The organism is Serratia proteamaculans (assembly GCF_008830365.1).
GTDB lineage: Bacteria > Pseudomonadota > Gammaproteobacteria > Enterobacterales > Enterobacteriaceae > Serratia > Serratia proteamaculans.
On sequence record NZ_WBKI01000001.1, the window covers coordinates 807,830 to 832,826 of the forward strand.

Here is a 24,997-nt window from a genome sequence, read left to right on the forward strand (position 1 = left end):
GGTTACTGCTCCCCGCCGCTAGCTGCGGCGCTATCCGCCGTTTTTTTCACCTCAACCGCCTTGACCTCAACGCCGGCAGCCACTTTATTGGTGCCTTCGACGATTAACCGATCGCCGGCATTCAAGCCTTTACTGACCAACCAGTTGCTGCCGATAACCTGCTCGGTGGTGACCATGCGTTGCTCCACCTTGTTTTGCGCGTTAACCACCAGTGCGGTCGCTTCGCCCTTGGCATTGCGGGTAATACCCTGCTGCGGTGCCAGAATCCCTTTGGGATCGACGCCGTTGTCTACTCTGGCGTGCACATACATCCCCGGCAGTAATTCATGCTCAGGGTTAGGGAACACGGCGCGCAGCGTGACAGAACCGGTAGACTCGTCCACCGACACTTCCGTCAGTTCCAGCTTACCGGGGTGGGTATAGGGCGTACCGTCCTCGAGTTTGATCGTCACTGGCGTGACATCGTCACGTTGCAATGAAGCCTGTTGTTTACGCAGCTTAAGCAGTTGGCTGCTGGACTGGGTGAGATCGACATAGACCGGATCAAGTGCGCGAATGGTTGCCAGTGCATCAGTCTGGCTGGCGGTCACCAGCGCCCCCGGCGTGACCGAAGAAATACCGATACGGCCGGAAATCGGCGCGCGCACCTGGGTATAGGCGAGATTGATTTTAGTGGTTTCCAGCGCGGCCTGATATTGCGCGACGGCGGCTATCGCTTCCAGATAGGTCGCCATGGCGTCATCCGCATCCTGTTTGGAGACGCCATTCTCTTTCACCAGCGCGGCATAGCGCTGGGCTTTCAGGCGGCTTGAATTGACCGTGGCCTGGGCGCTTTTCAACTGGGCGGCGGCCTGATCGTAACTGGCCTGGTAGGTCGCGGGGTCGATTTGATACAACACCTGACCGGCTTTGACCTCCGCACCTTCGGTAAACAGGCGTTTTTTGATGATGCCCTCCACCTGCGGACGAACATCTGAGGTCATGGTGGCGTTTACCCGGCCAGTCAGGTCACTGCTCAGCGTGACCGCTTGCGGCTGCAGCGTTGCCACACCCACCTCCTGTACGCTGCCTGCCCCGGTAGGTGCACTACCGGTTTGGCCATCACAGGCGGCCAGCAACAGCGACAGGCTGACCAGTAAAACCTTTTTCCTTTGCATCAACTTTCTATCCTATTGAGAACGGTTATTCTCAATATATAGAAAGCGATGTTTTTAGTCTGACAGGGTTACGTAAGGATTGAGTAAAAGTGCATCGCGGAGCATGGGGAAACCGGTACGCCTGCCTTTAACGTACCGGCTCAGGGGTTATTTCTTGCGCAGAGGCACATCTTTCAACAACCAGGTCAGGGCGAAGGCCAGCGCCATCACCCCAGCCGCAATCTGATACACCGAGTGGATCGCCCCACCGAAGGCCTGTAAATAGTCGTGTTGCAGTTCCGCAGGCAGATGGTGTACGGCATCGGCGCCCAGTGAACGAGGCAGCTCCGCACCTTCCGGCAGCAAGGTGGTCAGGCGGCTGTGCAGTACATTGGTAAAGATCGCGCCGAACACCGCCACGCCGATGGAACCGCCTATCGAGCGGAACAACGTGGCGCTGGAGGTCGCGACCCCCATATGTTTTGGCTCAACGCTATTTTGCGCCGCCAGGATCATCACCTGCATTACCATACCCAGTCCCAACCCCAGCAGGCTGATGTAGAGATACAGCAAATGCACCGGGGTCGAGTTTTTCAGCGTCCCCAACAATACCATCCCCGCCAGTGCACACAGGGTGCCAATAATAGGGAAAATACGGTATTTACCGCGCTTGCTGATTAACCGACCGCTGACGATCGAACTGAGCATGATCCCTCCCATCAGCGGCAGCAGTTGCATCCCGGCCTGGGTCGGCGTTGAGTCCTTCACCACCTGCAAATACAGCGGCAGGAAGGTCACCGAACCAAACAGCGACATGCCAACGATAAAACCGATCAGCGCACAGAGCACAAAGGTGCGGTTGCGGAACAACCCTAGCGGAATGATCGGCTCGCTCGCCAACCGTTCTTCGTAGATAAAACCGCCCAACGACACCAGGCCAAAGGCCAGAATGCACCACAGTTGACCGTCCGACCAGGCCATCACCGTACCGCCCTGGCTGGTAAACAGGATGATGCAGGTCAACGCGGCAGCCAGATAACTGGCACCCAGAAAGTCAATTTCGTGCTTCACCCGGTTAACCTTGGACTGGAACACCGCACCGATCACCAACAGCGCGAAGATCCCAAGCGGCAGGTTGATATAGAAGATCCAACGCCAGGAGAAATGCTGTACCAGTACCCCACCGATCAGCGGGCCGACTACCGTCGCCAGACCAAACACCCCGCCAAACAGCCCCTGATAGCGCCCGCGATCGGCCGGTGGAATAACATCACCGACCACCGCCATGGTCACCACCAGTAACCCACCGCCACCCAGTCCCTGCAGCGCACGCATCAGGATTAACTGTGTCATGTTCTGCGCCAGCCCGCATAACACCGAGCCGAGTAAAAACACCACAATGGCGATCTGCAGCACGATCTTGCGACCGAACAGATCGCCAAACTTGCCATACAGTGGCACCACAATGGTTGATGCCAACAGATAGGCCGTCACTACCCACGACAGATTCTCCAGGCTACCGAATTCGCCAACGATGGTTGGCAGCGCGGTGGAGACAATGGTCTGATCGAGCGCCGCCAGCAGCATCACCAGCAGCAGTGCGGAGAACAGCAAACGGATCGAGGGTGCCTGTTCAGATGCCCTGCCGTTATCTTCGTTGCCCGCCAGATTATCAATACCCATTTAGCTGAGCCTGCTTGTAATTAATTAATCGAGTAATTAATATATGAGTTATTCATTTCTTCGGTCAATGGATCTCACCGCGATGACAGCACAAAACGTTCAAAAACCGCGCCGCCCCGGTCGCCCTAGCGGCAGCGCTAATGGCGCAGAAAAACGCGAGCACCTGCTCAACACGGCGCTTAATATGTTTGCCCGTCAAGGCATTGCCGATACGTCGTTGAACGCCATCGCCCGTGAGGCCGGTGTCACTCCAGCCATGCTGCACTACTACTTTCACAACCGTGAACAGTTGCTGGATGTATTGATCGACGAACGTTTTCTACCGGTGAGGCTCGCTGCCAGCAGCGTTTTTGACGCCAATGCGGACGATCCCGTGGCTGCCATTACCCAACTGGCGCAGCGGTTTATTGATATCTCCAGCGAGCACCCGTGGTTTCCCCCGCTGTGGTTGCGTGAGGTGATGAGTGATAACGGTGTATTGAAGCAGCGAATGAACGAGCGTTTTGGCGACACCCAGCGCAAAGGTGCACTGCAATCGATCATCCGTTGGCAAGCGGAAGGTAAACTGCATGCCGGGCTGGAGCCCTCATTATTGTTTATCACCCTGTTTGGCATGACGTTGCTGCCGTTGGCCACCGCGCCCAAATGGCAGCGTGATGACAGCAACCCATTGAGCGCCGATGTCATCGCCCGCCATGCCATTACGCTGCTGACCCACGGCCTGGGACCAAAGCGCTGAGGTATTGAAAACGGGCATTAATGATTTTACGTTCGGTCGGAGAAATGAGAGATTATGACCTCACCTCTTTAGGATAAAGGGTTTAGCTATGAAGCAGGAAAGGCTCAAAAGATTAAAGCTGGTCGCGGGCGTCTCTTTTACCGTCTATTTGATAACCCATATCAGGGAGTTTAACTTCCCCGGTTCTTTGTTTAATGCCTGCCTTGCTTCAATCATTGTCACCCTGCTTTATGCCTTCTTTTCCAGCCACTTCTGGAAAAAGTATGTTTTGAAACTAAAAGACGTTGAATAACCTTTTTGGGTAAAATGCTTTTGATAATATAATTGGTTATATGAATAATTAGTTTGATGACCGAGCCTGCAGGCAAACCATTAATTATAACTGGCAGATTAACCACCCGAATTGAATATTATTTATTTATTTTTAATGCAAAAATCAGCTTTTACACCATAATATTAAGTTCATATTAAGATTTTCGTTACCAATAATTAAAACCAAAATCACCACATTGCATTACTTTCCAAGCTAACCAATAAAATACTATAATAACAATACATTACCATCTACCCCAGGGTTTTCCACATCACGGATGTTTAATGATTTTAAAGACATTACATCACTGAAAACCCAAATCTTGGAGGTAGCATGAGAAAATATTTACCAATGGCAGTCATAGGTATGGCGATTGCTGCAGCAAGCTCACCATTATCCGCTCTGTCAGCAAGCAGCAACGATATTACCGTCACCGTTTCTTCCGGTGCAGGCCCCGTTGATGGTACGCAACAGAATTCCGATGAGTTTATGTGGCGGCAATTCGTTGATCTGGTATCCCCATCGGCAACGACCCCCTCGAAGGTAGAATTCGAAACCTGGGCCTCCGACAGTGACACCTTTACCTCAACGCCGCAATGGCCGGCCCCTGACGCACGACCTAAGCTGCACGCCAGCCTGCTACAGGCGCTCAAAAGTGGTCATTCATTGGCTGCCACGTTGGATGTGCCCTGTGCTAAACCGGGAAATGCCGCAGTCGCAGGCTTTCCAACTAGTGGGACGCCAACCCCTTGTGTCGCGGAAGAAACCAAAAGGAACAAACCGCAATTCGACTACATCGTCAATAACAACCTGAATACGCGGGCCGGGTTGGCAAAAGCTTTTGCCAACAGTGCTTTTAGCGCGTTAGTCATGCCAAAAGAGTCTTTATCGGTCAAAACCGACTGGGTACCGGTTAAAACCGTATTGCAATGGATCCCCTACACCACCGAGAAGTTTATTCGTGATAACTATTACATCACTACAGACAATGGTACCGAATATGCTCTGGTTTCAATGCACGTCAGTAGTCGGCAAAACCCGAACTGGGTCTGGGCAAGTTTCGAACATTTTTTAAATCCTGGTCGCTGCGACAGCATCGGATGTAGCGACAGTTTTGGCTCCACCGACCCCGTGGTACAACCCAACCGCAACGCCGCCAACAAACAGTATGGAGCCTGCAGAATCAGCACCGCCCTGGCGCAGCTGATGAAGGAAAAAAATCTTTCGTCCGTTTGGCGCTCCTACTGTCTGAAAGGCAGTCAGGTTGACTATGCCGCCAGTAATGGCATTCCCAGCGCTTTAGGTAACTCGGTGATTGAAGGCGTGGTCGGCAACGGAACAATATCCGCATCATCCTGCATTGCCTGCCACGCCTACGCTTCTTTCGGGAAAGAGGGGAAACCCACCTCGCAAACCACAGCAATGCTCCCCTATAACCCAACAGGAGAACCAATCCAGAATGTACTTATTGGTTCGAAGCAGTATGACTTTATGTGGGGAGTGCTTTTGGCTCCGTGACAGGAGGCTATCACCCAGGGATGTTATGCACGCCCCTGGGCCCCATTACCGGGTTTAAACGGCCGGCAGTTGGTTGGTGACGCAGTGAATACCGCCGCCGCCAGCGGCGATGGCATCAATATCCAATTGCACCACTTCACGATCCGGATAAAGCCCGTTTAATAACCGCAACGCTTCAGCATCTGCCTCCGGGTCGCCAAACTCGGGGGCGATGACTGCACCGTTGATCACAAAGTAATTGATGTATCCCGCCGCAAAATCCGGATTCCCCTTGCTGAAACGGCTGCGACGCGGTTCCATCGGGGGCGACATGGTGTGCACCTGTAGCTTGCGGCCATCGGCATCGGTCGCTTGTTTAAGGATCGCCAAATGCACCTGGGTGACTTTATGGTCGTAAGAGTCGGGATCGGTGTCCATATTGGCCACCAACACTCCCGGGCTGGCAAAACGGGCATAGAAATCGACGTGGGCATCGGTAATATCCTTACCTTTAATCCCCGGTAGCCAGATGATTTTGCGCAGGCCAAGCATCTCTTTCAACTCTTGTTCTACCCGGTCACGACTCCAGCCTGGGTTGCGGTTATTGTTGACCCAACTGCTCTCGGTCATGATTCCGGTGCCATAACCATCCACTTCTATGCCGCCGCCTTCGCCTACCAGTCCACTGCGCCGTATATTGGCGACGCCGTAATGATTAGCTTCAAACGCTGCCAGACGCGCATCATAGGTGTGCTGCTGTTTGTTGCCCCAGCCGTTAAAATTAAAGTCCACTGCCCCCAGTTTGCCCGTATCGTTGATGACAAAATTGGCGCCAATATCACGCATCCAAATATCATCGAGTTCGGTAACGATATAGGTCACATTGTGGCTGCCGCATTTCTCCTCTGCCAACCGACGCTCGCTCTCCCGGCAGAATACCGTTAACGGCTGATATTGAGCGATGGCGCGAGCGATCCGTCCCAGGGCACTCTGCACACCCGAAGTATAATCAGCCCAAATAGCCCGCTGGGCCCCGAAGGCGATAAACGCGCGTTGTTGCTCCTCGCCTTCATCCGGCATGCGCCAGCCTTCTCCGCGCCCGGCCTGCGCTGCGTGGGCGGGTAACGTCAGCCCCATGGATGCCGTCAGGCTCATGCCGGCAATCAGGGATGCCTGCTTAATAAATTCACGACGCGTTGACATGTTTTGCTCCTGTATTGTCGTCATTGAGATAAGATATTCTGTTCAGTGAAAGACGGCGTGATTTCGATGTGATACATGTTAAAGCTTCCAATGCGGCCATAACAAAGGATACATTTAGCAGACACCTGATTAGATAGGCTTATCAATAATGCTAAAACACTGGCCGCCGATGAACGCGTTACGTGGGTTTGAAGCCGCTGCCCGCCTGGGCAGTTTCCACCAGGCCGCCGATGAGTTGCACCTCACCCAGTCGGCGATCAGTCAGCAAATACGCAGCCTGGAAGCCTATCTGGAACAACCGTTGTTTTTCCGCAGCGGCCGCAGCGTCAGCCTGACCGACGCCGGGCACGATCTGTACAGCACCGCCCAGGTGATGATGCAACAACTGGCGGTCGGCATCCGCCGCCTGGATCAATACCGCAAACCCAACCAACTGATCGTCAATACCACTCCGGCGTTTGCCCGCCACTGGCTGGTGCCGAACCTGAAAAGCTTTCATCGGCTGCACCCGGATATCGATCTTTGGTTGTTCACCAGCTTTGATCCCCCGGATATGGCGACGGAAACCGTCGATCTGGCGATCCGTGACGATCTCAGCGCACAAGCCGAATGCAGCCTCCGGGTATTACATCAGGACCGACTCTATCCGGCTGGTCATCCTGACTTACTGAAACTGGAGGCTGAGCAACGAACCACTCTGCACGGCGAACGTGAGATGGACTGGAGCCATTGGGCCGTTCAGGGCGGCGTCAATGTGGGGCAAAGCAGTCACGGGCTGAATTTCTCAGACCCGGGCCTGTTATTGGACGCCGCCTGCGATGGTCTGGGCATCGCGCTGGTCAGCCAATTGCTGGCACAGCAGGCGTTGGCAAAAGGGGGATTGCAACCGCTGACGGAACAAAGCGTGCGCGGCCCTAACTGGGCCTGGCTTGTCCATCGTGACAGTGAAAACAGCCCGCATACTCGGCAGTTTTGTGAGTGGTTGCTAACTCAATTGCCGCCGCCAATTTAACGTTCCAGCTCACGGATCCAGGCGGCAGATAAAGCAGGTCGGATTGAGCGGTGCTACCTTCAATCAGGCGCCCTTAAAACCTCATAGAATGGCGCTAAGTGATTGTTGAAATTGAATTCACCTGTCATCGTTCAATTCGAAAAGGAACCGCTATGCATTCTGGCTTATTGAAAACCTTAGTACTCAGCGTGGCGATTGCCACCCTCAGCCCTTCAGCCTGGGCCGCAAATCTCAACGCCGGTGCCGTGGCAGCACCGGACCAATACGGCGCCAAAGTGGCCGCACAAATTTTGCAGGCCGGCGGCAACGCGGTCGATGCGGCAGTCGCTACCGCTTTTACTCTGGCGGTGACCTATCCCGAAGCCGGTAACATTGGCGGCGGCGGTTTTATGACGCTGTACGTTGACGGCAAGCCCTACTTCCTCGATTACCGGGAAATCGCCCCCAAAGCCGCCACCAAAACCATGTACCTGAACGATAAAGGCGAGGTAATTGAAAACCTCAGTCTGGTGGGCACCAAAGCGGCCGGCGTGCCAGGCACGGTACTCGGCCTGTGGGAAGCGCACAAACGTTTCGGTAAATTGCCTTGGGCCGAGTTGCTGACCCCGGCGATCGGTTACGCGCAGCAGGGCTTTAAGGTGGCCGATCAGCAATATCAGTACCGTGAAGACGCCAACAAGCTGTTCGCCGGTCAAACCAACTTCGGCGATTATTTTGGCAGCATGAAACCCGGCGCGGTGTTTAAACAGCCGGAGCTGGCCAAAACGCTGGAGCGTATCGCCAATAAAGGCGCGGACGATTTCTATCAGGGGGAAACGGCCAAACTGCTGGTGGCCCAAATGCAGCATGATGGCGGCCTGATCACCCAGGCGGACCTGACGGACTACCGGGTGAAATGGCGCGATCCGATGCAGATTTCCTGGCGTGGCAACACCCTTTACACCGCCCCGCTGCCCAGTTCTGGCGGCATCGCGCTGGCTCAGTTACTGGGCATCAAAGAGGATCGTGCTGCCGATTTCAAAGGAGTGGAGCTAAACTCGGCGCGTTATATTCACCTGCTGTCGGAAATTGAAAAACGCGTATTTGCCGATCGTGCCGATTATCTCGGCGACCCGGACTTCGCCAAAGTCCCGGTTGCCCAGTTAATCGCCCCGGACTACCTGCAAAAACGCGCGGCGGAAATCAACCCGACGGCCATTTCACCGACAGAAAAAGTACGGCCGGGCCTGGAGTCGCACCAAACTACCCATTTCTCGATTGTTGACGCCCAGGGCAACGCCGTCAGCAACACCTACACGCTGAACTGGGACTTCGGCAGCGGCGTGGTGGTGAAAGGCGCCGGCTTCCTGCTGAATGATGAAATGGACGACTTCAGCGCCAAACCGGGTGTGGCCAACGCCTTCGGCGTGGTCGGTAGCGACGCCAATGCCATTGAGCCGGGCAAACGCATGCTCTCTTCCATGAGCCCGACCATTATCACCCGCGACGGTAACGTCAGTCTGGTGATCGGCACTCCCGGCGGATCGCGCATTTTCACCTCGATTTTCCAGGTGATAAATAATATCTATGATTATCAGTTGCCATTGGACAAAGCGGTGGCCGCCCAGCGCGTTCATCACCAACTGCTGCCGAAAGACACCATCTTCTACGATGGCTTTGCCCCGCTGACCGGCAAAGTGGCCGAACAGTTGAAAGCGATGGGCTATAAGCTAGAAGATCAGGGCTGGTACATGGGGGATATTCAGGTGATCCGCGTCGACGGCGATACGCCAGAGACGGCGTCTGATCCTCGCGGCCGCGGCGTGGGATTGGTGGTGAAAAAGTAACGATAAAAACCGGGCGGCTTCACAGTAAGTCCGCCCGGTTGGCTTTATTACCTCGCAGCAGTGGCCGCCTTAACGGCCCCTTGAGTCAATTCACCATAGACCACCTGCCCACGGAAACCGCGACGTACCTGTTGGAACAGCTCGCGGAATGCCGGATAATCCTGTGGCTGGCAGAGCGCGTCCTTGCCGCGAATGGCATTCATCTGCAACCGATGGTTGACGACCACCTGCTGCCCCTTGAGTTGCCATTCCACCTGGTATTGACCGGCCGCATTGCTGAATTTTTGGTTCTTGGGAATGGCGATAATCGGCACCCCGGCAGGCAATTGCAGGCGATAGGTTTCATCGTAGCGCTGTGCGGTACAATAAAACGGCGTCTCGTTGGTCGGCGCTGAAGTAGTTGAATAAAGCGTTCGGAAAGACTTGCCACCGGGCGGAGTTGGCACAGTCATGCCCCCTACCACGCTAAAATCGACATAGTCCTCGGCCTTGAAACGATAGCTGTAACCAAACTGCTTTTTGAGATTGAGGGGATCGCCTTGCATCACAATTTTCCCACGCCCATCAATGCCGGAAGAGGCCATGATGGTTTCTTCAACCCGCGCCTGATTCTGCTGATTGATTTGGGAAAAATACCCTCTCAGGTCGATCTCATCCACCTCACCCAAGTTACGTTCGGTTTGTCCGTGCATGTTGCCCGATTTATCAAATTCGAAATCCACGCGGAGTGAGGTGTTATTGCGCAGTTCATCATTGTCTGGGGTACGCGCCAATTTTGCTTCGCGAGTGAGCAACACCGGCGCCCCAAGATCGGCTCCCGGCAGTTGACCAAAACGGGCCCAGGGATTGGTGGAATCCAGATACAGCTTGAACTCCGGCACATAGGTAATGACATGGTTAAAACGGCCCAACAGCGGTACCGTCGGCAGAACCGGCCCTTCATCCATGCCAATCAGCACCGGTGAACTGACAATGCCCTTGGCGGCTAACAACGCCTCCAGCAGAACCACGTGATCCTTGCAGTCACCGTAATGGTTATCAAGGATGCTCTGCGCCGAATTCGGTTCCAGCCCGCCGTTACCCAAATACACGGCAACGTAACGAATATTCTGTGCCACCCAACGGTAGAGAGCCGCCGTCTGTTCACGGCGATCGCTGATACCATTGGTGATTTGATCTGCCAGCGTTTGGATCGCCGGGGTGACTTTCGTCGCTTCGCCGGCTTTCAATTGGTAGGCTTTGGCCAGCTGTGGCCATTCACGATAGGTACTGGCCATGATGGTTGGACTGAATGTCCAACTGTTGGCCGACCAGTTCTGTGCTTTCAGCGGCTCGCTGCGTTGATAACGCCAGCGCCAATGCGCCTGACCGTCGCGGACCTGCGGCGTATTACCGCCCTCAACTCCCCGGGTAAAAACATGCATCGGCAAGTCAGCCGGTGCATGTAAGTTAACTTCCGCGCCATCAAATTGGTCGAATACGCTAAAGGTTTCCCACAGGCCGAAGTAGTCCGGGAAATACGGAGTATTTTGCGTGCGGCGCAGCTCATACACCACGCGAGATCCCGGTGCCAGGTTGGAGAACACGATAACCCGCACCTTGCGATCGGCATACAGCGGCGCCGAGGCGCTGGAGTAACTCTCCTGGGTATAGATACGATCGGGTGCCACGTCATGGCGCTGTCCATCGGCCGTCAGCGTATAGGCTGAGACCACCTCGAGCGTTTCCATTTTCTCGCTGTAACTCAGGCGGATTTGGCTAAATTTCTCGACGGCGGCTTTGGTTTTAAGCAGAACTTCATAGCTCTCGGTTTTCACATTACTGGCATTGGCCCGCACTTGATAATCGGCGCGGTAACGCACAAAGCTAAAATCATTGCGCACGGCGGCTTCCTGCGCGCTAGCCGTCGTGGGGGTGTCAGCGGCCAGCAACATGGTCGGTTGTGCTGCCGTCAGGCCGGCGAGTAGCAATATTGAGGGGATAGCGATTTGCATCTTCAATCCTTGAAGGTTTATTTAACCATAAGGGTGGCCTTAATCAGGCGCAGACCACCGTCGCAACAGGCAGGTACAGTAGTGTAAATGAGAAGTGTTTTCAATAAAACACCGGTTCCACTGACAGGATCCGATGTATCATTCGGGACAGCAAGTTTAAACACGCCAAAGACCACGCTTCAAAAGGAAGGCTATTCTTGGACAATATCATTATCGAAAAAGCGAAAAAAACGGATGCCGCAGAAATTGTAAGGCTGATAACCCTGGCAGATAAAAATGCCGTACTGGCCCTTTCCGGTAAAGATGATATTGATGATGCTCTGCGTCAGTATGAAATAAACTTCGGTCGTGAGGATATCTACTTCAGCTACAAGAATATCTTTGTGGCACGCAGTAACAGCCGCATCCTTGGCTGCATCCTCTACTTCCGGGGCGAAGATGAGTCCAGTTTCCAACCCATCTCGGAACGTCCGCTTGAAATGGAAATGGAAAATGAATCTGATCCCGATGAAATCTACATTGATTCACTGGCGGTGCTGCCGGAGTGCCGGGGAAAGGGAATCGCTAAACGGCTGGTTAAACAGGTCACTCTTGAAGCCAAGAAACAGGGTTTTCAAAAGGTAGGCTTGCTGGCCGACAAGAGCAAAGCCTATCTGGGTAGCATGTATCAAACGCTGGGATTTAACGTCACGGCCGAGGTGAGTTTGCTTAACGACCATTACGAAAAGATGACCTTCTACACAGAACCATCATGTTCCTGAAACTGTCCCTCTCCCAAAGGAGAGGGAACAATCTCGCTGCGTGACGATTGAGCTAGCCTTGCTCTATCAGCATCACCGCCGTGGTATCCGCTGCCAGGGCTTCGAAAATGTGCTCCCGATCGGCGGAGTAACTGATGTAATCCCCCGGGCTCAACTCTACCGCCTGGTCTTTCGGTCCCACTAGCGCCCTGCCACTGCTGATAATCACGTGCTCAATGGTCCCCGGCATATGCGGCCGCGAGATGCGCGTTTCGCCCGGTTGAACACTCAAACGGTAAATATCGCGCTGGGCTCCCGGCGGACACGTCGCCAATAAGGTGGCGGCGTAATTGGCGTGTTCGGAAACGGTAGTGACCCCTTCGTTAGCGCGGATCACCTGAACGTGCTGTCGCGGCTGGGAAATTAACCGGCTGACCGATACATCCAGCGCCATCGCCAATGCCCACAGCGTTTCCAGGCTAGGGTTACCGTTACCGGTTTCAAGCTGTGAAAGCGTTGATTTGGCTATCCCGGCCCGTCGGGCCAGTTCGGTGACCGATAACCCCAACCGCTCACGCTCTCGGCGAATGGCGGTCGAAAGCAGGCCGATCGGCGTGGCAGTATTGCAGATGTCATCGCTCATTGTTCACCATATCATCCATTTGTTCGACTTGACGAACGCCCACGAGGTGTTCATCATAATGTTCAGTTGTTCATTTTAATGGTAACCACTTCAATCGGCAAGCGCTGAGCGCCATCAGGGAGAAGGGATATGAAGGTAAAAACCAGTGGCGTCATGCAGATGACCCTCGCCATGGTCATTTCCGGCACCGTGGGTTGGCCGGTAGTGATGCTGGGGCAGCCGGCCACCACGGTAGTTTTCTGGCGTTGTGCGTTTGGTGCGCTGGCAATGTTGGTGGTTTGTGCCCTGCTCGGCCTGCTGAAAAAAGGCCTGCTGACCCGACGACTGGCCGCGATAGCGGTGCTGGGTGGCATCGCGCTGGTGTTGAACTGGACGCTGCTGTTCGCTGCTTATTCCTACGCCTCTATCGCCGTGGCTACGGTCACCTACCACGTTCAGCCCTTTATGTTGGTCGGGCTCGGGGTGCTGTTTTTTGGTGAAAAACTGACGGCGACCAAGCTCGGCTGGTTGTTATTGGCCTTTGTCGGTATGTTGTTGATCATCACCGGCAAGCAAAATGCCGGCGACGCCAGTTCCCATTACTTCACCGGCGTATTACTGGCGCTGGGCGCCGCTTTTATGTATGCGGTTGCGGCGGCGATCGTCAAACAATTGAAAGCAGTGCCGCCGCATCTGATTGTGTTGATCCAGCTCTCCGTTGGTGCGCTGCTGTTGGCTCCCTTCGCCGATCTGGGCTCTCTGCCATCAACGGCAAATGTCTGGTTGCTGCTGGCGACCCTGGGTCTGGTACATACCGGGTTAATGTCCTCACTGCTGTACAGTGCGATCCAGAAAATCCCTACCAGCCTGGTGGGTGCCTTGTCCTTCATCTATCCGTTGGTAGCAATTATTGTCGACTGGAGGGTGTTCGGTCACCGCCTGAGCCTGCTGCAGCTGTTGGGCGCTGCCGCGATCTTGCTGGCTGCAGCGGGAATGAACTTTGGCTGGCGCTTGATGCGCGCGAAGAAAACTCCCCATCCTGCGGACGGGATCTAAATGCCTTAAAGATCCTCCTTATCACTGATACATCTGCGGCAGGGTTATCCCGAAAATATCAAAAGCTCAGCAAATTAACGTATTCGCCCTGGCCGACAATAGCTGTTATTTATTGAGTCAGACACGGCGGAGGAATCAACGATGACGCTTTATGTGTGGAGTAACCGGCTGAAACAGCGCGTCCGTTTCAGTTACTGGAATGAGCTGTGCGTGATTAACTAAATCGGGGGCCTGTAATGGCCCCCGACAATTTTAGAACCCTACCTGTCCTCAGTCTCACTGCGTATATGACTGATCTGCTCTTGCAGGTCGGGCCACGGTGCTTTCCCCGCATAGTTTTGCCGCAGGTAGTTAAGCAACGCCGCTATCTGCCCATCATTCAGGTTATGACGGAATGCCGGCATATAACCCAGATTGATATTGGCCGGTTGCTGAATACCGTCCAGTACCACCCGAATGGCGTTGTCTGGCGTATCGGCAAACAGATTGGTGTTCAGCGCCAGCGAAGGTCTGATCCCGGCCATTTGCGCGCCCTTTTCCTGAGCATGGCAAGCCATACAGGCCCCGGAGAAAATACGTGCCCCCTCGGTGGTTAACGGCTCGGTCTTTAATTCGGCCCAGTCATTCAACCGCTGCGCCTGCGCCACCTTGGCTTGCGCCGGGTGGTAGCTGCGGAGATAGGTGGCGATGGCCTGCAAGTCTTGTTCCGGCAGGCGTGAAAGCCCCTCTTCGATCACCGGTGCCATCGGCCCCGCCGCGACACCATGATTGGCCGAATACCCGCTGCGCATAAAGCTGAGCAAATCCTGCCGGGACCAGTCCAGCGGGGCCAAAGAACTGCCGGTGAGTGACGGTGCCGTCCAGGCCTCTGCCACGCCGCCGTTCAAATGCGCAGTGCCGCCTTTTTCGCCAAACATCAGATTGCGCGGTGAATGGCAGGCGCTGCAATGCCCAAGACCTTCGGTCAGATAGGCCCCCCGGCTCCACTCGGCACTTTGCTCAGGATCCGTTTTCATCGCGCCCGGCGTCAGGAATAGCCAGTTCCAGGTCACTATGCCCTGGCGAATGTTAAACGGAAAACTCAGCGCGGTGACCGGCGGCTGGTAGCTCACCGCCGGCTGCGACATCAGATAGGCGTACAACGCCTGCAAATCTTCGTCACTGGTACGGGTAAAGGCGGTATAGGGGAAGGCCGGGTAGAGATAATGCCCTTCGCGATCCACCCCATGACGCATCGCCCGTTCAAAGGCAGCATAGGACCATTTGCCAATGCCGGTTTCGTTATCTGGCGTAATGTTGGTGGTGTAGATAGTGCCAAACGGGATCTCCATCGCCAACCCGCCAGTATCGCGTTTACCGCCTGGCCGGGTATGGCAAACCGAACAATCGCCGAGGTCGGCCAGCATTTTGCCACGGGCGATCTGTTGCTGACTAAAAACGTGGGTCTCGTTCGCATCGCGTGGCGCAATTTCCGGCTGCCAACTGACAATCACACCGGCGACCACAACGGCGATGACCGCCAGGCTGCTCCATCCGGCGACTTTCTTTAACTTGCCCATTATGACTTATCCCTTTCTGCGTTGGTGGAAGCCTGCTGTTTTAACGCCTTCAGCACCTGCTCCGGGGTGAATGGCACTTCCCGCAGTCGCACACCCAGCGCGTCGAATAATGCATTGGCGATTGCTGCTGCACTCGGTACCGAGGCCGATTCCCCCGCGCCCATCGACGGCTCATCCGGGTAGTCAAGCAGTTGCACATCCACCTGTGGCAATTCGTCAAAACGCAGGATCGGATAGCCACCCCAGTCCAGTGACGTCACCGCTGACGCATCAAAGGTGACAAACTCCTTCAGCACCCGACTGGCGGACTGGAGGATATTGCCATGCACCTGATGACGAACCCCGGCCGGGTTGATGATGCGTCCGCAGTCATGTGCCACGAAGATTTTGTCGAGTTTGATCTGGCCGCTGTGGCGGTTAACGCTAAGGTCACACACCCAGGCTGCCCAGGCCGCGCCGAACCCCGGGAATTTGCTGTGGAAGTAACGGGCATAGGCAAAGCCACGGCCACTTACCCACGCCTGTTCGCCCGTTGCCGGGTTGCGATGCGCCGGGCCATCCTGCCAACCGGCCTGTTTTTTCAATGCGTTGATCAACGCCACGGCGCGCGGGTCTTTCAGATATTGCAGGCGGAAGGCGATCGGATCCTGCCCGGCGTGCCACGCCAGCTCATCAATCCACGATTCGTGAGCAAACACATTGGGCAACGCCGAAACCCCGCGCATCCACGAAGCCCGCACGATCGGCGCAGCATCCTGGCAAATCACCCGCATATTCGGATATTCGTACTGAGGAATGGCGGTTCTGTCGCCCATCTGCTGCACATCGGCCCGATTGGTCACCTTACCGGTCAACACCAGTGACAATGTCACGGCGTTATTGGAGGGATAGCTGGTTTTCAGCTCGTAGGCCGCCACCTGCCGGTGCTGATCCAACCCACCGCGCACCCGCATCAACTGCCCGGTGCCCTTGGGTTCCCAACCCGACTCTTGCTCACGCATTAACTGCACTCTGACCGGTTTGCCGGCGGCCTGCGATAACAGCGCGGCGTCTGCCGACACGTCATCGGCACAGTTGCGACCGTAACAGCCGGAGGCCTCCATGCGATTGATATGCACCAGCTCAGGCTGTCGATCGAGCAAATGGGCAATGTCTTTGCGCAGGTCATGAGGGTTTTGCGTACCCGACCAGATTTCTGCGTGCTCACTGGTGACATCGGCCACCGCACAGGAAGGGCCAATGGAGGCATGCTGATGATAAGGCCAGACGTAATCGGCATTGACTTCGGTGTGCAGCGAAGCCAGCGCGGCATCGACGCCCGCATCATCGCGCAGTACGCGATCGCTTTTCGGGTTAGCCGCCAGCGCCGCCTGCAATCCCTGCACCGAAAGATCCGGCAGCCCGGTCCAGGGACGCCATACGGTCTTCAATTGCCGCATGGCTGCGATCGCCTGCTCTTCACGCTCAGCAACGATGCCGATAAAATCGTTAATCACCACCAGTTTCACGATGCCCGGCAGATGAGAGATAGAAGCTCGGTCCACCGACAGCAGTCCACTGCCCAGGGGCGCACTGCTGTCCGCGCCGGTATAAGGCGGGCGCACCACTCTGCCATGCAGCATGCCCGGTAGCCGCAGATCGTGTACATAAGTCAGTTGACCGGTAACCTTGGCGGGGATATCTACCCGCGGCACGGCCTTACCAACATAGCGGCTGTCCGCCACGCTTTTCAGCTTGACCGTTTTATCCAGCGCAACCTGCAAGTTTTGCCCGTTGGCCAGGTCGCCATAACTCAGGCTGACATGGGGTTTGTCCGCTGAAAATACCCGGCCATTCTCGGCCCGTAACCTGTCTACCGGTAGCGCGAAGGCGCGTGCGGCCAGCCCCAGCAACAACTGCCGCACCTGCGCCGCCGCCTGACGCAGCGGAATTGAGGTTACCTGAATAGTGGCACTGGCGATGGTCGGCCCCTGATCCGGCGTGCGCTGGGTATCCCCCAGAATGACCGTGACATGGTCAAAGGGCACGCTGATTTCATCGGCAACAATCTGTGCCAATGCAGTGCGAATACCGGTACCGAGATCCACATGGCCATTAAAGGCAGTAACCCGACCGTCGGCGGTCAGGCCAATAAAGCTGTCCACACGATCCAGCGGCAGGTCGCCCACGGCAGCAGGCGTATCGGCAAAGGCATTGAGTGAAACCGGCAGCAGACTGCTGACCATCACCAATCCCCCTGCCTGTAACAGGCGGCGTCGGGTGAGTTCCAGGCGGCTCATGACTGCCCCCTTTCGGCCAACAGCTGTCGGGCTTTGGCGGCGGCCCGCAAAATCTCAATATGGGTGCCGCAGCGGCACAGGTTATAGGCCAGTTCATTTTTGATCTGTTGTTCATCGGCCTGCGGATTGCGCTCAAACAGCGCAACCAGCGTCATGATCATACCGTTGGTGCAATAACCGCACTGCGCGGCTTGCTCATCGATAAAGCCCTGTTGAACCGGGTGCAGTTGCCCCGCTTCGCTGAGCCCTTCCAGCGTGGTAATAGATTTATTGATGGCACCGCTCAGTGGGATAGAACAGGAACGAGCGGCAACGCCGTCGATCAGTACCGTACAGGCACCGCACTCCCCCAGACCACAACCATATTTGGGGCCGTTGAGGCCCAGATCATTGCGTAATACGTACAGTAAAGGCGTCTCGGGCGAAACGTCGTCGAGTGCGACCATCCGGCCGTTTATTTTAATTTCCATGGTGAAATATATCCTTAACCAAACGGATTTCTCCGTAATATCACTGCGATGAATTATTCGCAGCATGCTAATTATAATCATTAAAAGACTTAGCAATGTTAAGGTGATGTAGCATCAATTGCTTTACCGAAAAATGGGTATTTATTATAAATTTCTGATAGATATTCATAATACTCTTGGCAAACACCCCTCCCAGGCTAAAAAATTACCGTTTGATCTCCGTCAAATACGGCTAAATAAAGCGCCTGTTTATTCCCCTCGAGCCCGCATGTTACGACTGCCTGTTACCGGTTTTACTCCGTCGGTCACATTACCGGTAACACCTTTTTTTAACATCCTCCAGCGTGATATCTGTCGCAAAACCGCCTGCGGAAAACCGCTTTGATAGCTCTATCGAAGCGACTTTTTTTAAGCAGGTGAAACCATGACAACCCCAACGCCCAATGAAGTACTGTTAATTGCCCCCGTGATGGAAAACCTGCAGGCCCGCCTTGAGGCGGCCTTTGTGGTGCATCGACTGTATGAACAAGCGGACCCGGTGGCGTTTCTCGCCGCCAAGGGAGAAGCCTTTCACGCGATTGTTACCCGTGGCGATATCGGCGTCACCACGCCGATTCTCGAGCAATTACCGAAGTTGGGGCTGATTGCGGTATTTGGTGTGGGCACCGATGCGATAGACCTGGAGTACACCCGCCAACGTGGCATTGCCGTCACCATCACCTCCGGCGCGTTGACCGAAGACGTGGCGGATATGGCGTTGGGGCTGCTGCTGGCCACCGCTCGTCAGCTCTGCCATAACGACCGTTTTGTCCGTGAAGGCCGCTGGCTGCAGGAGGCACCCGGTCTGTCGGTACAGGTCAGCGGAAAGCGTCTGGGGATTTTTGGCATGGGTAACATCGGTCGTGCCATCGCCCAGCGCGCCACCGGCTTCAACATGCACATCCAATACGCCAGCCACCGGCAGGACAGTACGCTGCCCTATGCCTATTACCCGGATCTGCTGGAATTGGCGCGAGAAAGCGACTTTTTTGTGATTGCCATTTCGGGCGGAAAGGACAGCGCCGGTTTGGTAGACAAAGCCGTGTTTGACGCGCTGCCGTCGCACGCACTGGTGATCAACATTGCCCGTGGCAGCATCGTCAACCAAGCGGATCTGATCGCCGCGCTGCAAAACGGTGACATCGCCGGCGCCGGGCTGGACGTTTACGCCCAGGAGCCGCAGGTGCCTGCCGAACTGCTCGCGATGGAAAACGTGGTGCTGCAACCGCATATCGCCAGTGCCACCCAGGAAACCCGGCAAAAAATGAGCGACATCGTCTTCACCAACGTTGAAGCCTTTTTCAACCAGGCACCACTGCCCCACGCCATCGAGTAATTAACCCGCTTTAGTTCGATTTTATTCTTGCCGAATAACAGAACCTCCCGTTCTGGAGGTTCTCCCTGCGTCCTGTAAAGAGAGATCGCCATGGATAAGAAAATACCCAACACCCGCTGGCTGCGGGTCATTGCCCCGATCCTGATCGCCTGCATTATTTCCTTTATGGACCGGGTTAATATCAGTTTTGCCTTGCCCGGTGGTATGGAAAGTGATTTGGGCATTACCAGCCAGATGGCGGGTTTGGCCAGCGGCATCTTCTTTATCGGTTATCTGTTTTTGCAGGTTCCCGGCGGCCGCATTGCGGTTAACGGCAGCGGCAAACGCTTTATCGCCTGGTCACTCTGTGCCTGGGCGGTGGTTTCGGTGGCCACCGGCTTTGTCACAAACCACTACCAACTGCTGGTGTTACGTTTTGTATTAGGCATTTCCGAAGGTGGCATGTTGCCGGTGGTGCTGACCATGATCAGCAATTGGTTCCCGGAAAAAGAACTGGGTCGCGCCAATGCCTTCGTCATGATGTTCGCCCCGCTGGGTGGCATGCTTACCGCCCCCATTTCGGGTGCCATCATTAACCAGCTCGACTGGCGCTGGCTGTTTATCCTCGAAGGTTTGCTGTCACTGGTGGTGTTGGCCGTTTGGTGGCTGTTGATCAGCGATCGTCCGCAGGAGGCGCGCTGGCTGCCGGCCCGTGAGCGCGAATATCTGATAACAGAACTGACGCGCGAACGTGAGATCCGCAGCAGAACCCAGCCGGTCAGCAACGCACCGTTAAAGGATGTGTTCCGCAATAAGGGGCTGATGAAACTGGTACTGCTGAACTTCTTCTACCAGACCGGTGACTATGGCTACACCCTGTGGCTGCCGACCATTCTGAAAAACCTGACCGGTGGCAATATGGCCTCGGTCGGCTTCCTGGCGATCTTGCCGTTCGTCGCGACCCTGCTGGGGATTTACCTGATATCGGTGCTGACCGACAAAACCGGCAAACGTCGGCTGTGGGTGATGGTTTCCCTGTTCTGCTTTGCCGCCGCGCTTTTGGCCTCGGTGGTGTTACGCCATAACGTAGTGGCAGCCTATATCGCGCTGGTGGTTTGTGGCTTCTTCCTGAAGGCGGCGACCAGCCCATTCTGGTCGATGCCAGGGCGTATCGCCTCGGCGGAAGTGGCCGGTGGCGCACGCGGCGTGATTAACGGCCTCGGCAATCTGGGCGGTTTCTGTGGCCCCTATCTGGTCGGCATGATGATCTACCTGTACGGTCAGAACGTCGCGGTTTGCGCGTTGGCGGTATCGCTGATCATCGCCGGTATCATCGCCTGGCGCTTGCCGAAGGAATGCGATCTGACCGGCAGCGAACCGACGCATGACGTGCTGCTGGAGAAGGCCAAACGCGCCTGAATAACAACGAAAACCACGAGCGGGCAACGGCAAAATTTGCTATGTTAGCCCGCTTATTAAGGTCTGTTGTTACTCGCCGGATAGGTCTATGTTTACCCATAAAGCAATTGCCGAACTCAATGCGCTGGAGTTGATGGTTTATAACTACGTCATCAAAAACAACACCCCGGTGATGTATATGACCATCCGCGAACTGGCCGAGGCCGCCGGGGTGTCCACCACTACCGTGCTGCGTTTCTGCAAGAAAATGGGTTGCGAAGGTTATTCCGAATTCCGTATCCGCTTCAAACTGTATCTTGAGCAGAGTGAGACACCACCGGTAGATTTTGGCACCAGTGAAATCATCAACTTCTTTAAAAGCATCAATAACGATGAGTTTAATCAGCTGATTGACCAGGCGGTGCAGCATATTGCCGCCGCCGAACGCATTATTTTTGTCGGGGTAAGTACCTCAGGGGCATTGGGGAAATATGGTGCGCGTTTCTTTTCCAATGTGGGGAAATTCAGCACCCATATTGATGACCCTTATTATCCGATCAATAGCGACATGTATAAAAGCGCGGTAGCGATCATGCTTTCCGTCTCCGGTGAGACCGAAGAGATCCTGCGCCTCGCCAGCCAGTTCAGCCTGCACCACTGCAAAATCGTCAGCATCACCAACAACGAAACCTCGTCACTGGCGCGTATGGCGGACTTCAACCTCTCCTACCACGTTCCCCCGCAGTTGATTGCCGGGCAACATAACATCACCACCCAGATCCCGGTTATTTACATTATTGAAACTATCGGCAAGCGGCTGGGCCATATTAACGCCAGTAAATAAAACAGCCTGTTTTTTTAATGTGACAAATTACCAAATCGGTATTTTGTTATATCGTGACATTCAATCCCAGCTTGCTAGTATATTCTCAGAACCTTTCATGAATAAGCGAATGAGAAACCAGCGATGAAACAGCAACAGTTACCGAAAGATTTTCTGTGGGGTGGCGCGGTCGCCGCGCACCAGGTTGAAGGCGGTTGGGATCAGGGCGGCAAAGGTCCAAGCATTGCTGACGTGCTGTCAGGTGGTGCACACGGCGTGGATCGCGTAATGACCGATGGCGTACTGGAAGGCTATCGCTACCCTAACCATGAAGCCGTGGATTTCTACGGCCGCTACAAACAGGATATCGCGCTGTTCGCCGAGATGGGCTTCAAATGCTTCCGCACCTCGATCGCTTGGACGCGCATCTTCCCTAAAGGTGATGAGCTGGAGCCAAACGAAGCCGGTCTGCAATTCTACGACGACCTGTTTGATGAACTGCTGAAATACAATATCCAGCCGGTGATTACCCTGTCGCACTTCGAAATGCCCTATCACCTGGTGAAAGAGTATGGCGGCTGGAAAAACCGTCAGGTGGTCGATTTCTTCGTGCGTTTCAGCGAAGTGGTGCTGCGCCGCTATCAGCATAAAGTTAAATACTGGATGACCTTTAACGAGATCAACAACCAGAGCAACTACCAGTATCCGCTGTTCGGCTACTGCTGCTCCGGCGTGGTGTATAACGAAGAACAGAACCCGGAACAGACGCTGTATCAGGTGCTGCATCATCAGTTCGTTGCCAGCGCCCAGGTGGTGAAACTGGGTCACCAGATTAACCCGGAGTTCAAAATCGGCTGCATGCTGGCCTGCGTGCCCTTCTACCCGTTCTCCTGTAAGCCGGATGACGTGATGTACAGCGTTGAAGCCATGCACCAGCGTTATCTCTACACCGACGTCCAGGTGCGCGGTTACTACCCGTCTTACCTGCTGCGCGACTGGCAGCGCAAGGGCTTGCAGATCGAAATGCAGCCGCAAGATGAGCAAACCCTGCGTGAAGGCTGCGCGGATTACATCGGTTTCAGCTACTACATGAGTAACGCCCTGCAGGCCGATGCTGTGAGCAGCAGTGATCCGATGTTCGGCTTCCCCGGCAACGTGCCAAACCCACATGTTAAAGCCTCCGACTGGGGCTGGCAGATTGACCCGGTTGGGCTGCGTTATTCGCTGAATGTGCTGTACGAGCGTTACCAAAAGCCGCTGTTTATCGTTGAGAACGGCTTTGGCGCGTTCGATAAGGTCGAGGCCGACGGTCAAATCAACGATGACTACCGTATCGACTACCTGAGTGCGCATATCGAACAGATGAAAAAAGCGGTGTTCGAAGACGGCGTGGATCTGATCGGTTACACCCCGTGGGGCTGCATCGACTGCGTTTCCTTCACTACCGGCGAGTACGGCAAGCGCTACGGCTTTATCTACGTCGATAAACATGACGATGGCACCGGCACCCTTGAGCGCTCACGTAAAAAGAGCTTTGACTGGTACCGCCGCGTGATCGCCAGCAACGGCGAACAGCTTTAGTCATATCTATTTCTTAAGGGCGGCGTTGCCGCCCTTAAACCTACTAATTGCAACGACTCAGCCAGTGAGGTCAAAGGCTTTTGGCGGTAACCTGGCTGGCCAACTGCGCCTGACGGTTAAAGCCCTTGGCACCCTTGATAAAAATGGCGCAGGCGGTGATCAGCGCCGGAATGGCGATAAGGGTAAAAATGCGATCGAAGCCCCAGCCCAGCGCCAGCATTTCCGCCCCGGCAAAGGCACTCAGAATGGCACCAATACGCCCAACGCCGTGCATCCAACTGGAGCCGGTGGCCCGCGCCTCGGTCGGGTAATAATGAGCCGACAGCGCATTCATGCCAGTATTGGCGCCGTTCAGGCAAAAACCGCAGGCTAACGCCAACACGCCGAGCAGCAAACTGCAGTGGGACGCCAGGCCGATCGACCACGTAAACACGGCACCCAACAGATAAATCACGCCCAGTGCCCGGTGGGGATTGACCCTATCCATCAACCAGCCGGCAAACAGTGAGCCGAAGGTGCCGCCAGCCTGATACAACGCGGTAATCACCGCCGCCTGCGCCACGCTCATTCCAATGCCTTTTACCAGCGTCGGTAACCAACTGCCCAGCAGATAGACCAAAAACAGGGCCATGAAATAGCCCAGCCACAACATCAGGCTGCCAAATCGGTACTGCCGGGAGATCACAATCTGCATCGAGCCTTTACCGGGGGCTACCCGCGACGGCAGTGTGTAGTGGGTGTTGGCGTCGGTACTGCCCGGCGCCAGCTTTTCTACAATCTTGCCAATGCGTTGCTTGCTGGCACGTTTGGTGACCAAAAATCGCACCGACTCCGGCAGTTTGGCGAGCAACAGCGGAACGCTCAGCAGCGGCAGTATGCCCCCCAGCAGCAACAATGCATGCCAGCCCATCTGCGGAATGATCCACGAGGCAGCGAACCCGCCCAGCGCGGCACCGAAAGTAAAACCGCAAAACACCACGGTGATAATAAAAGAACGTTTCTTTTCCGGCGCATATTCAGAGATAAGCGTGCCGACGTTCGGCATCGCCGCCCCCAGCCCCAGCCCGGTCATAAATCGGAAGAAAATCATTTGATCAATAGTGTGCGAAAACGCAGTGACCAACGTCCAGACACCAAAAAAGAACACGCTGTTGATGATGATCACTTTACGGCCCAGCCAGTCCGCCAATGGCCCGGAAAGCAGTGCGCCGATGGTCAGACCGACCAGCGCGGCGCTCATCACCATACCCAGTTGCTGATTGCTGACGCCCCACTCGCTTTTCAGCTCCGGCGCGATAAATCCCATCAGGGTAATGTCGAAGCCATCGAGCGCAACCACGATAAAACCCAGCAAAATAATCAGTTTTTGGTAACCACACAGCGGACGATCGTTGATCAGCGTACGAACATCAATTTCGTTTGAAGCCACAATTTTTCCTTGGACAGACGCCAATAAGTGCAGGTGTTCGATAATCGAACTGACATTGAATTTCCCGCTTCTAATGTATGAACTCCGGTGCAGGTCGGCAACGGGGATTATCGATAATCTGGCGTCTATCGAACCTGACGGTACATTTACCCTCAATTAAAAAAACTGCCACATCCGATTAACTCAAAACAATATGCTAACAAGCAAACCCGTAAAGCCCTTTATCATCCGGCCGGCAGTCCGTTGCCCGGTGGGAAATAATGTTGTCGAATTGTGAGAGGGA

The 24,997-nt window shown here is 55.0% G+C and carries 20 protein-coding genes; 11 read left to right on the plus strand and 9 right to left on the minus strand.

Translation table 11 applies throughout. The features are described 5' to 3' along the window. Positions 1–2: 2 nt before the first annotated feature. Complete coding sequence (locus F8R23_RS03855) at positions 3–1,157, minus strand: efflux RND transporter periplasmic adaptor subunit (RefSeq protein WP_129938159.1); 1,155 nt, start codon at positions 1,155–1,157, stop codon at positions 3–5. Between the two features lie 147 nt (positions 1,158–1,304). After that, complete coding sequence (locus F8R23_RS03860; RefSeq protein ID WP_151415289.1) at positions 1,305–2,819, minus strand: MDR family MFS transporter; 1,515 nt, start codon at positions 2,817–2,819, stop codon at positions 1,305–1,307. Between the two features lie 43 nt (positions 2,820–2,862). Here F8R23_RS03860 and F8R23_RS03865 point away from each other — a divergent pair, with 43 nt between their 5' ends. The 3 genes from F8R23_RS03865 to F8R23_RS03875 all read left to right on the plus strand — a co-directional run bounded on the left by F8R23_RS03865 (position 2,863) and on the right by F8R23_RS03875 (position 5,389). Further along, positions 2,863–3,558, plus strand: a complete 696-nt coding sequence (locus F8R23_RS03865; RefSeq protein WP_129938161.1) for a TetR/AcrR family transcriptional regulator — start codon at positions 2,863–2,865, stop codon at positions 3,556–3,558. A gap of 88 nt (positions 3,559–3,646) precedes the next feature. Beyond that, positions 3,647–3,850 carry a hypothetical protein gene (locus F8R23_RS03870; protein WP_129938162.1) on the plus strand — a complete coding sequence of 68 codons (204 nt, stop codon included), beginning with the start codon at positions 3,647–3,649 and terminating at the stop codon, positions 3,848–3,850. Between the two features lie 354 nt (positions 3,851–4,204). Continuing rightward, positions 4,205–5,389 (plus strand): hypothetical protein, encoded by a 1,185-nt coding sequence (locus tag F8R23_RS03875; RefSeq protein ID WP_151415290.1) that lies wholly within the window; start codon positions 4,205–4,207, stop codon positions 5,387–5,389. Positions 5,390–5,443: 54 nt separating this feature from the next. Here F8R23_RS03875 and F8R23_RS03880 read toward each other — a convergent pair whose 3' ends face one another. Beyond that, complete coding sequence (locus F8R23_RS03880) at positions 5,444–6,571, minus strand: agmatine deiminase family protein (RefSeq protein ID WP_151415291.1); 1,128 nt, start codon at positions 6,569–6,571, stop codon at positions 5,444–5,446. 148 nt (positions 6,572–6,719) lie between these two features. Between F8R23_RS03880 and F8R23_RS03885 the strand changes: the two genes are divergently transcribed. Next, positions 6,720–7,583: a LysR family transcriptional regulator gene (locus F8R23_RS03885; RefSeq protein WP_151415292.1), complete on the plus strand. Its 864-nt coding sequence runs from the start codon at positions 6,720–6,722 to the stop codon at positions 7,581–7,583. 152 nt (positions 7,584–7,735) lie between these two features. After that, positions 7,736–9,409: a gamma-glutamyltransferase gene (ggt, locus tag F8R23_RS03890; protein WP_151415293.1), complete on the plus strand. Its 1,674-nt coding sequence runs from the start codon at positions 7,736–7,738 to the stop codon at positions 9,407–9,409. Positions 9,410–9,456: 47 nt separating this feature from the next. Here the strand turns inward: ggt and F8R23_RS03895 are convergent, their stop codons facing one another. Then, the gene (locus F8R23_RS03895; RefSeq protein WP_151415294.1) at positions 9,457–11,403 is read right to left on the minus strand and encodes a DUF3857 domain-containing protein; all 1,947 of its coding nucleotides are present in this window, start codon (positions 11,401–11,403) and stop codon (positions 9,457–9,459) included. A gap of 197 nt (positions 11,404–11,600) precedes the next feature. Here F8R23_RS03895 and F8R23_RS03900 point away from each other — a divergent pair, with 197 nt between their 5' ends. After that, complete coding sequence (locus F8R23_RS03900) at positions 11,601–12,164, plus strand: GNAT family N-acetyltransferase (RefSeq protein WP_129938165.1); 564 nt, start codon at positions 11,601–11,603, stop codon at positions 12,162–12,164. A gap of 52 nt (positions 12,165–12,216) precedes the next feature. On the opposite strand, the gene F8R23_RS03905 is transcribed toward F8R23_RS03900, so the two are convergent. After that, positions 12,217–12,786, minus strand: coding sequence for a helix-turn-helix domain-containing protein (locus F8R23_RS03905; RefSeq protein ID WP_151415295.1), 570 nt, complete (start codon positions 12,784–12,786; stop codon positions 12,217–12,219). Positions 12,787–12,915: 129 nt separating this feature from the next. On the opposite strand from F8R23_RS03905, the gene F8R23_RS03910 reads away from it, so the two are divergent. Continuing rightward, a complete protein-coding gene (locus tag F8R23_RS03910) occupies positions 12,916–13,821 on the plus strand; it encodes a DMT family transporter (RefSeq protein WP_129934613.1) in 906 nt (301 codons plus the stop codon). A 260-nt stretch (positions 13,822–14,081) separates the two neighbouring features. Here F8R23_RS03910 and F8R23_RS03915 read toward each other — a convergent pair whose 3' ends face one another. The 3 genes from F8R23_RS03915 to F8R23_RS03925 are packed head-to-tail and all read right to left on the minus strand — an operon-like array spanning position 14,082 to position 18,129. Further along, a complete protein-coding gene (locus F8R23_RS03915; protein WP_151415296.1) occupies positions 14,082–15,380 on the minus strand; it encodes a c-type cytochrome in 1,299 nt (432 codons plus the stop codon). Continuing rightward, positions 15,380–17,659: a xanthine dehydrogenase family protein molybdopterin-binding subunit gene (locus F8R23_RS03920; protein WP_151415297.1), complete on the minus strand. Its 2,280-nt coding sequence runs from the start codon at positions 17,657–17,659 to the stop codon at positions 15,380–15,382. The genes F8R23_RS03915 and F8R23_RS03920 overlap by 1 nt, the downstream gene beginning before the upstream one ends. After that, positions 17,656–18,129: a (2Fe-2S)-binding protein gene (locus F8R23_RS03925; RefSeq protein ID WP_129934610.1), complete on the minus strand. Its 474-nt coding sequence runs from the start codon at positions 18,127–18,129 to the stop codon at positions 17,656–17,658. The genes F8R23_RS03920 and F8R23_RS03925 overlap by 4 nt, the downstream gene beginning before the upstream one ends. A 424-nt stretch (positions 18,130–18,553) precedes the next feature. Between F8R23_RS03925 and F8R23_RS03930 the strand changes: the two genes are divergently transcribed. The 4 genes from F8R23_RS03930 (at position 18,554) to F8R23_RS03945 (ending at position 23,285) form a co-directional block, all read left to right on the plus strand. Next, positions 18,554–19,504, plus strand: a complete 951-nt coding sequence (locus tag F8R23_RS03930; RefSeq protein ID WP_129934609.1) for a 2-hydroxyacid dehydrogenase — start codon at positions 18,554–18,556, stop codon at positions 19,502–19,504. A gap of 90 nt (positions 19,505–19,594) precedes the next feature. Next, positions 19,595–20,902 carry an MFS transporter gene (locus F8R23_RS03935; protein WP_151415298.1) on the plus strand — a complete coding sequence of 436 codons (1,308 nt, stop codon included), beginning with the start codon at positions 19,595–19,597 and terminating at the stop codon, positions 20,900–20,902. An 88-nt stretch (positions 20,903–20,990) separates the two neighbouring features. Next, a complete protein-coding gene (locus F8R23_RS03940; RefSeq protein WP_129934607.1) occupies positions 20,991–21,725 on the plus strand; it encodes a MurR/RpiR family transcriptional regulator in 735 nt (244 codons plus the stop codon). A 123-nt stretch (positions 21,726–21,848) separates the two neighbouring features. Further along, entirely contained in the window at positions 21,849–23,285 is a 1,437-nt protein-coding gene (locus F8R23_RS03945) for a 6-phospho-beta-glucosidase (protein ID WP_151415299.1), read from the plus strand. Between the two features lie 70 nt (positions 23,286–23,355). On the opposite strand, the gene F8R23_RS03950 is transcribed toward F8R23_RS03945, so the two are convergent. Next, complete coding sequence (locus tag F8R23_RS03950) at positions 23,356–24,717, minus strand: MFS transporter (protein WP_390900941.1); 1,362 nt, start codon at positions 24,715–24,717, stop codon at positions 23,356–23,358. Between the last annotated feature and the right edge of the window lie 280 nt (positions 24,718–24,997).

What these genes read in the sequence shown, in the direction of transcription:
- F8R23_RS03855 (WP_129938159.1), bottom strand. Translation starts at nt 1,157, where the DNA reads ATGCAAAGGAAAAAGGTTTTACTGGTCAGCCTGTCGCTGTTGCTGGCC.
- F8R23_RS03860 (WP_151415289.1), bottom strand. Translation starts at nt 2,819, where the DNA reads ATGGGTATTGATAATCTGGCGGGCAACGAAGATAACGGCAGGGCATCT.
- F8R23_RS03865 (WP_129938161.1), top strand. Translation starts at nt 2,863, where the DNA reads ATGAGTTATTCATTTCTTCGGTCAATGGATCTCACCGCGATGACAGCA.
- F8R23_RS03870 (WP_129938162.1), top strand. Translation starts at nt 3,647, where the DNA reads ATGAAGCAGGAAAGGCTCAAAAGATTAAAGCTGGTCGCGGGCGTCTCT.
- F8R23_RS03875 (WP_151415290.1), top strand. Translation starts at nt 4,205, where the DNA reads ATGAGAAAATATTTACCAATGGCAGTCATAGGTATGGCGATTGCTGCA.
- F8R23_RS03880 (WP_151415291.1), bottom strand. Translation starts at nt 6,571, where the DNA reads ATGTCAACGCGTCGTGAATTTATTAAGCAGGCATCCCTGATTGCCGGC.
- F8R23_RS03885 (WP_151415292.1), top strand. Translation starts at nt 6,720, where the DNA reads ATGCTAAAACACTGGCCGCCGATGAACGCGTTACGTGGGTTTGAAGCC.
- ggt (WP_151415293.1), top strand. Translation starts at nt 7,736, where the DNA reads ATGCATTCTGGCTTATTGAAAACCTTAGTACTCAGCGTGGCGATTGCC.
- F8R23_RS03895 (WP_151415294.1), bottom strand. Translation starts at nt 11,403, where the DNA reads ATGCAAATCGCTATCCCCTCAATATTGCTACTCGCCGGCCTGACGGCA.
- F8R23_RS03905 (WP_151415295.1), bottom strand. Translation starts at nt 12,786, where the DNA reads ATGAGCGATGACATCTGCAATACTGCCACGCCGATCGGCCTGCTTTCG.
- F8R23_RS03910 (WP_129934613.1), top strand. Translation starts at nt 12,916, where the DNA reads ATGAAGGTAAAAACCAGTGGCGTCATGCAGATGACCCTCGCCATGGTC.
- F8R23_RS03915 (WP_151415296.1), bottom strand. Translation starts at nt 15,380, where the DNA reads ATGGGCAAGTTAAAGAAAGTCGCCGGATGGAGCAGCCTGGCGGTCATC.
- F8R23_RS03920 (WP_151415297.1), bottom strand. Translation starts at nt 17,659, where the DNA reads ATGAGCCGCCTGGAACTCACCCGACGCCGCCTGTTACAGGCAGGGGGA.
- F8R23_RS03925 (WP_129934610.1), bottom strand. Translation starts at nt 18,129, where the DNA reads ATGGAAATTAAAATAAACGGCCGGATGGTCGCACTCGACGACGTTTCG.
- F8R23_RS03930 (WP_129934609.1), top strand. Translation starts at nt 18,554, where the DNA reads ATGACAACCCCAACGCCCAATGAAGTACTGTTAATTGCCCCCGTGATG.
- F8R23_RS03935 (WP_151415298.1), top strand. Translation starts at nt 19,595, where the DNA reads ATGGATAAGAAAATACCCAACACCCGCTGGCTGCGGGTCATTGCCCCG.
- F8R23_RS03940 (WP_129934607.1), top strand. Translation starts at nt 20,991, where the DNA reads ATGTTTACCCATAAAGCAATTGCCGAACTCAATGCGCTGGAGTTGATG.
- F8R23_RS03945 (WP_151415299.1), top strand. Translation starts at nt 21,849, where the DNA reads ATGAAACAGCAACAGTTACCGAAAGATTTTCTGTGGGGTGGCGCGGTC.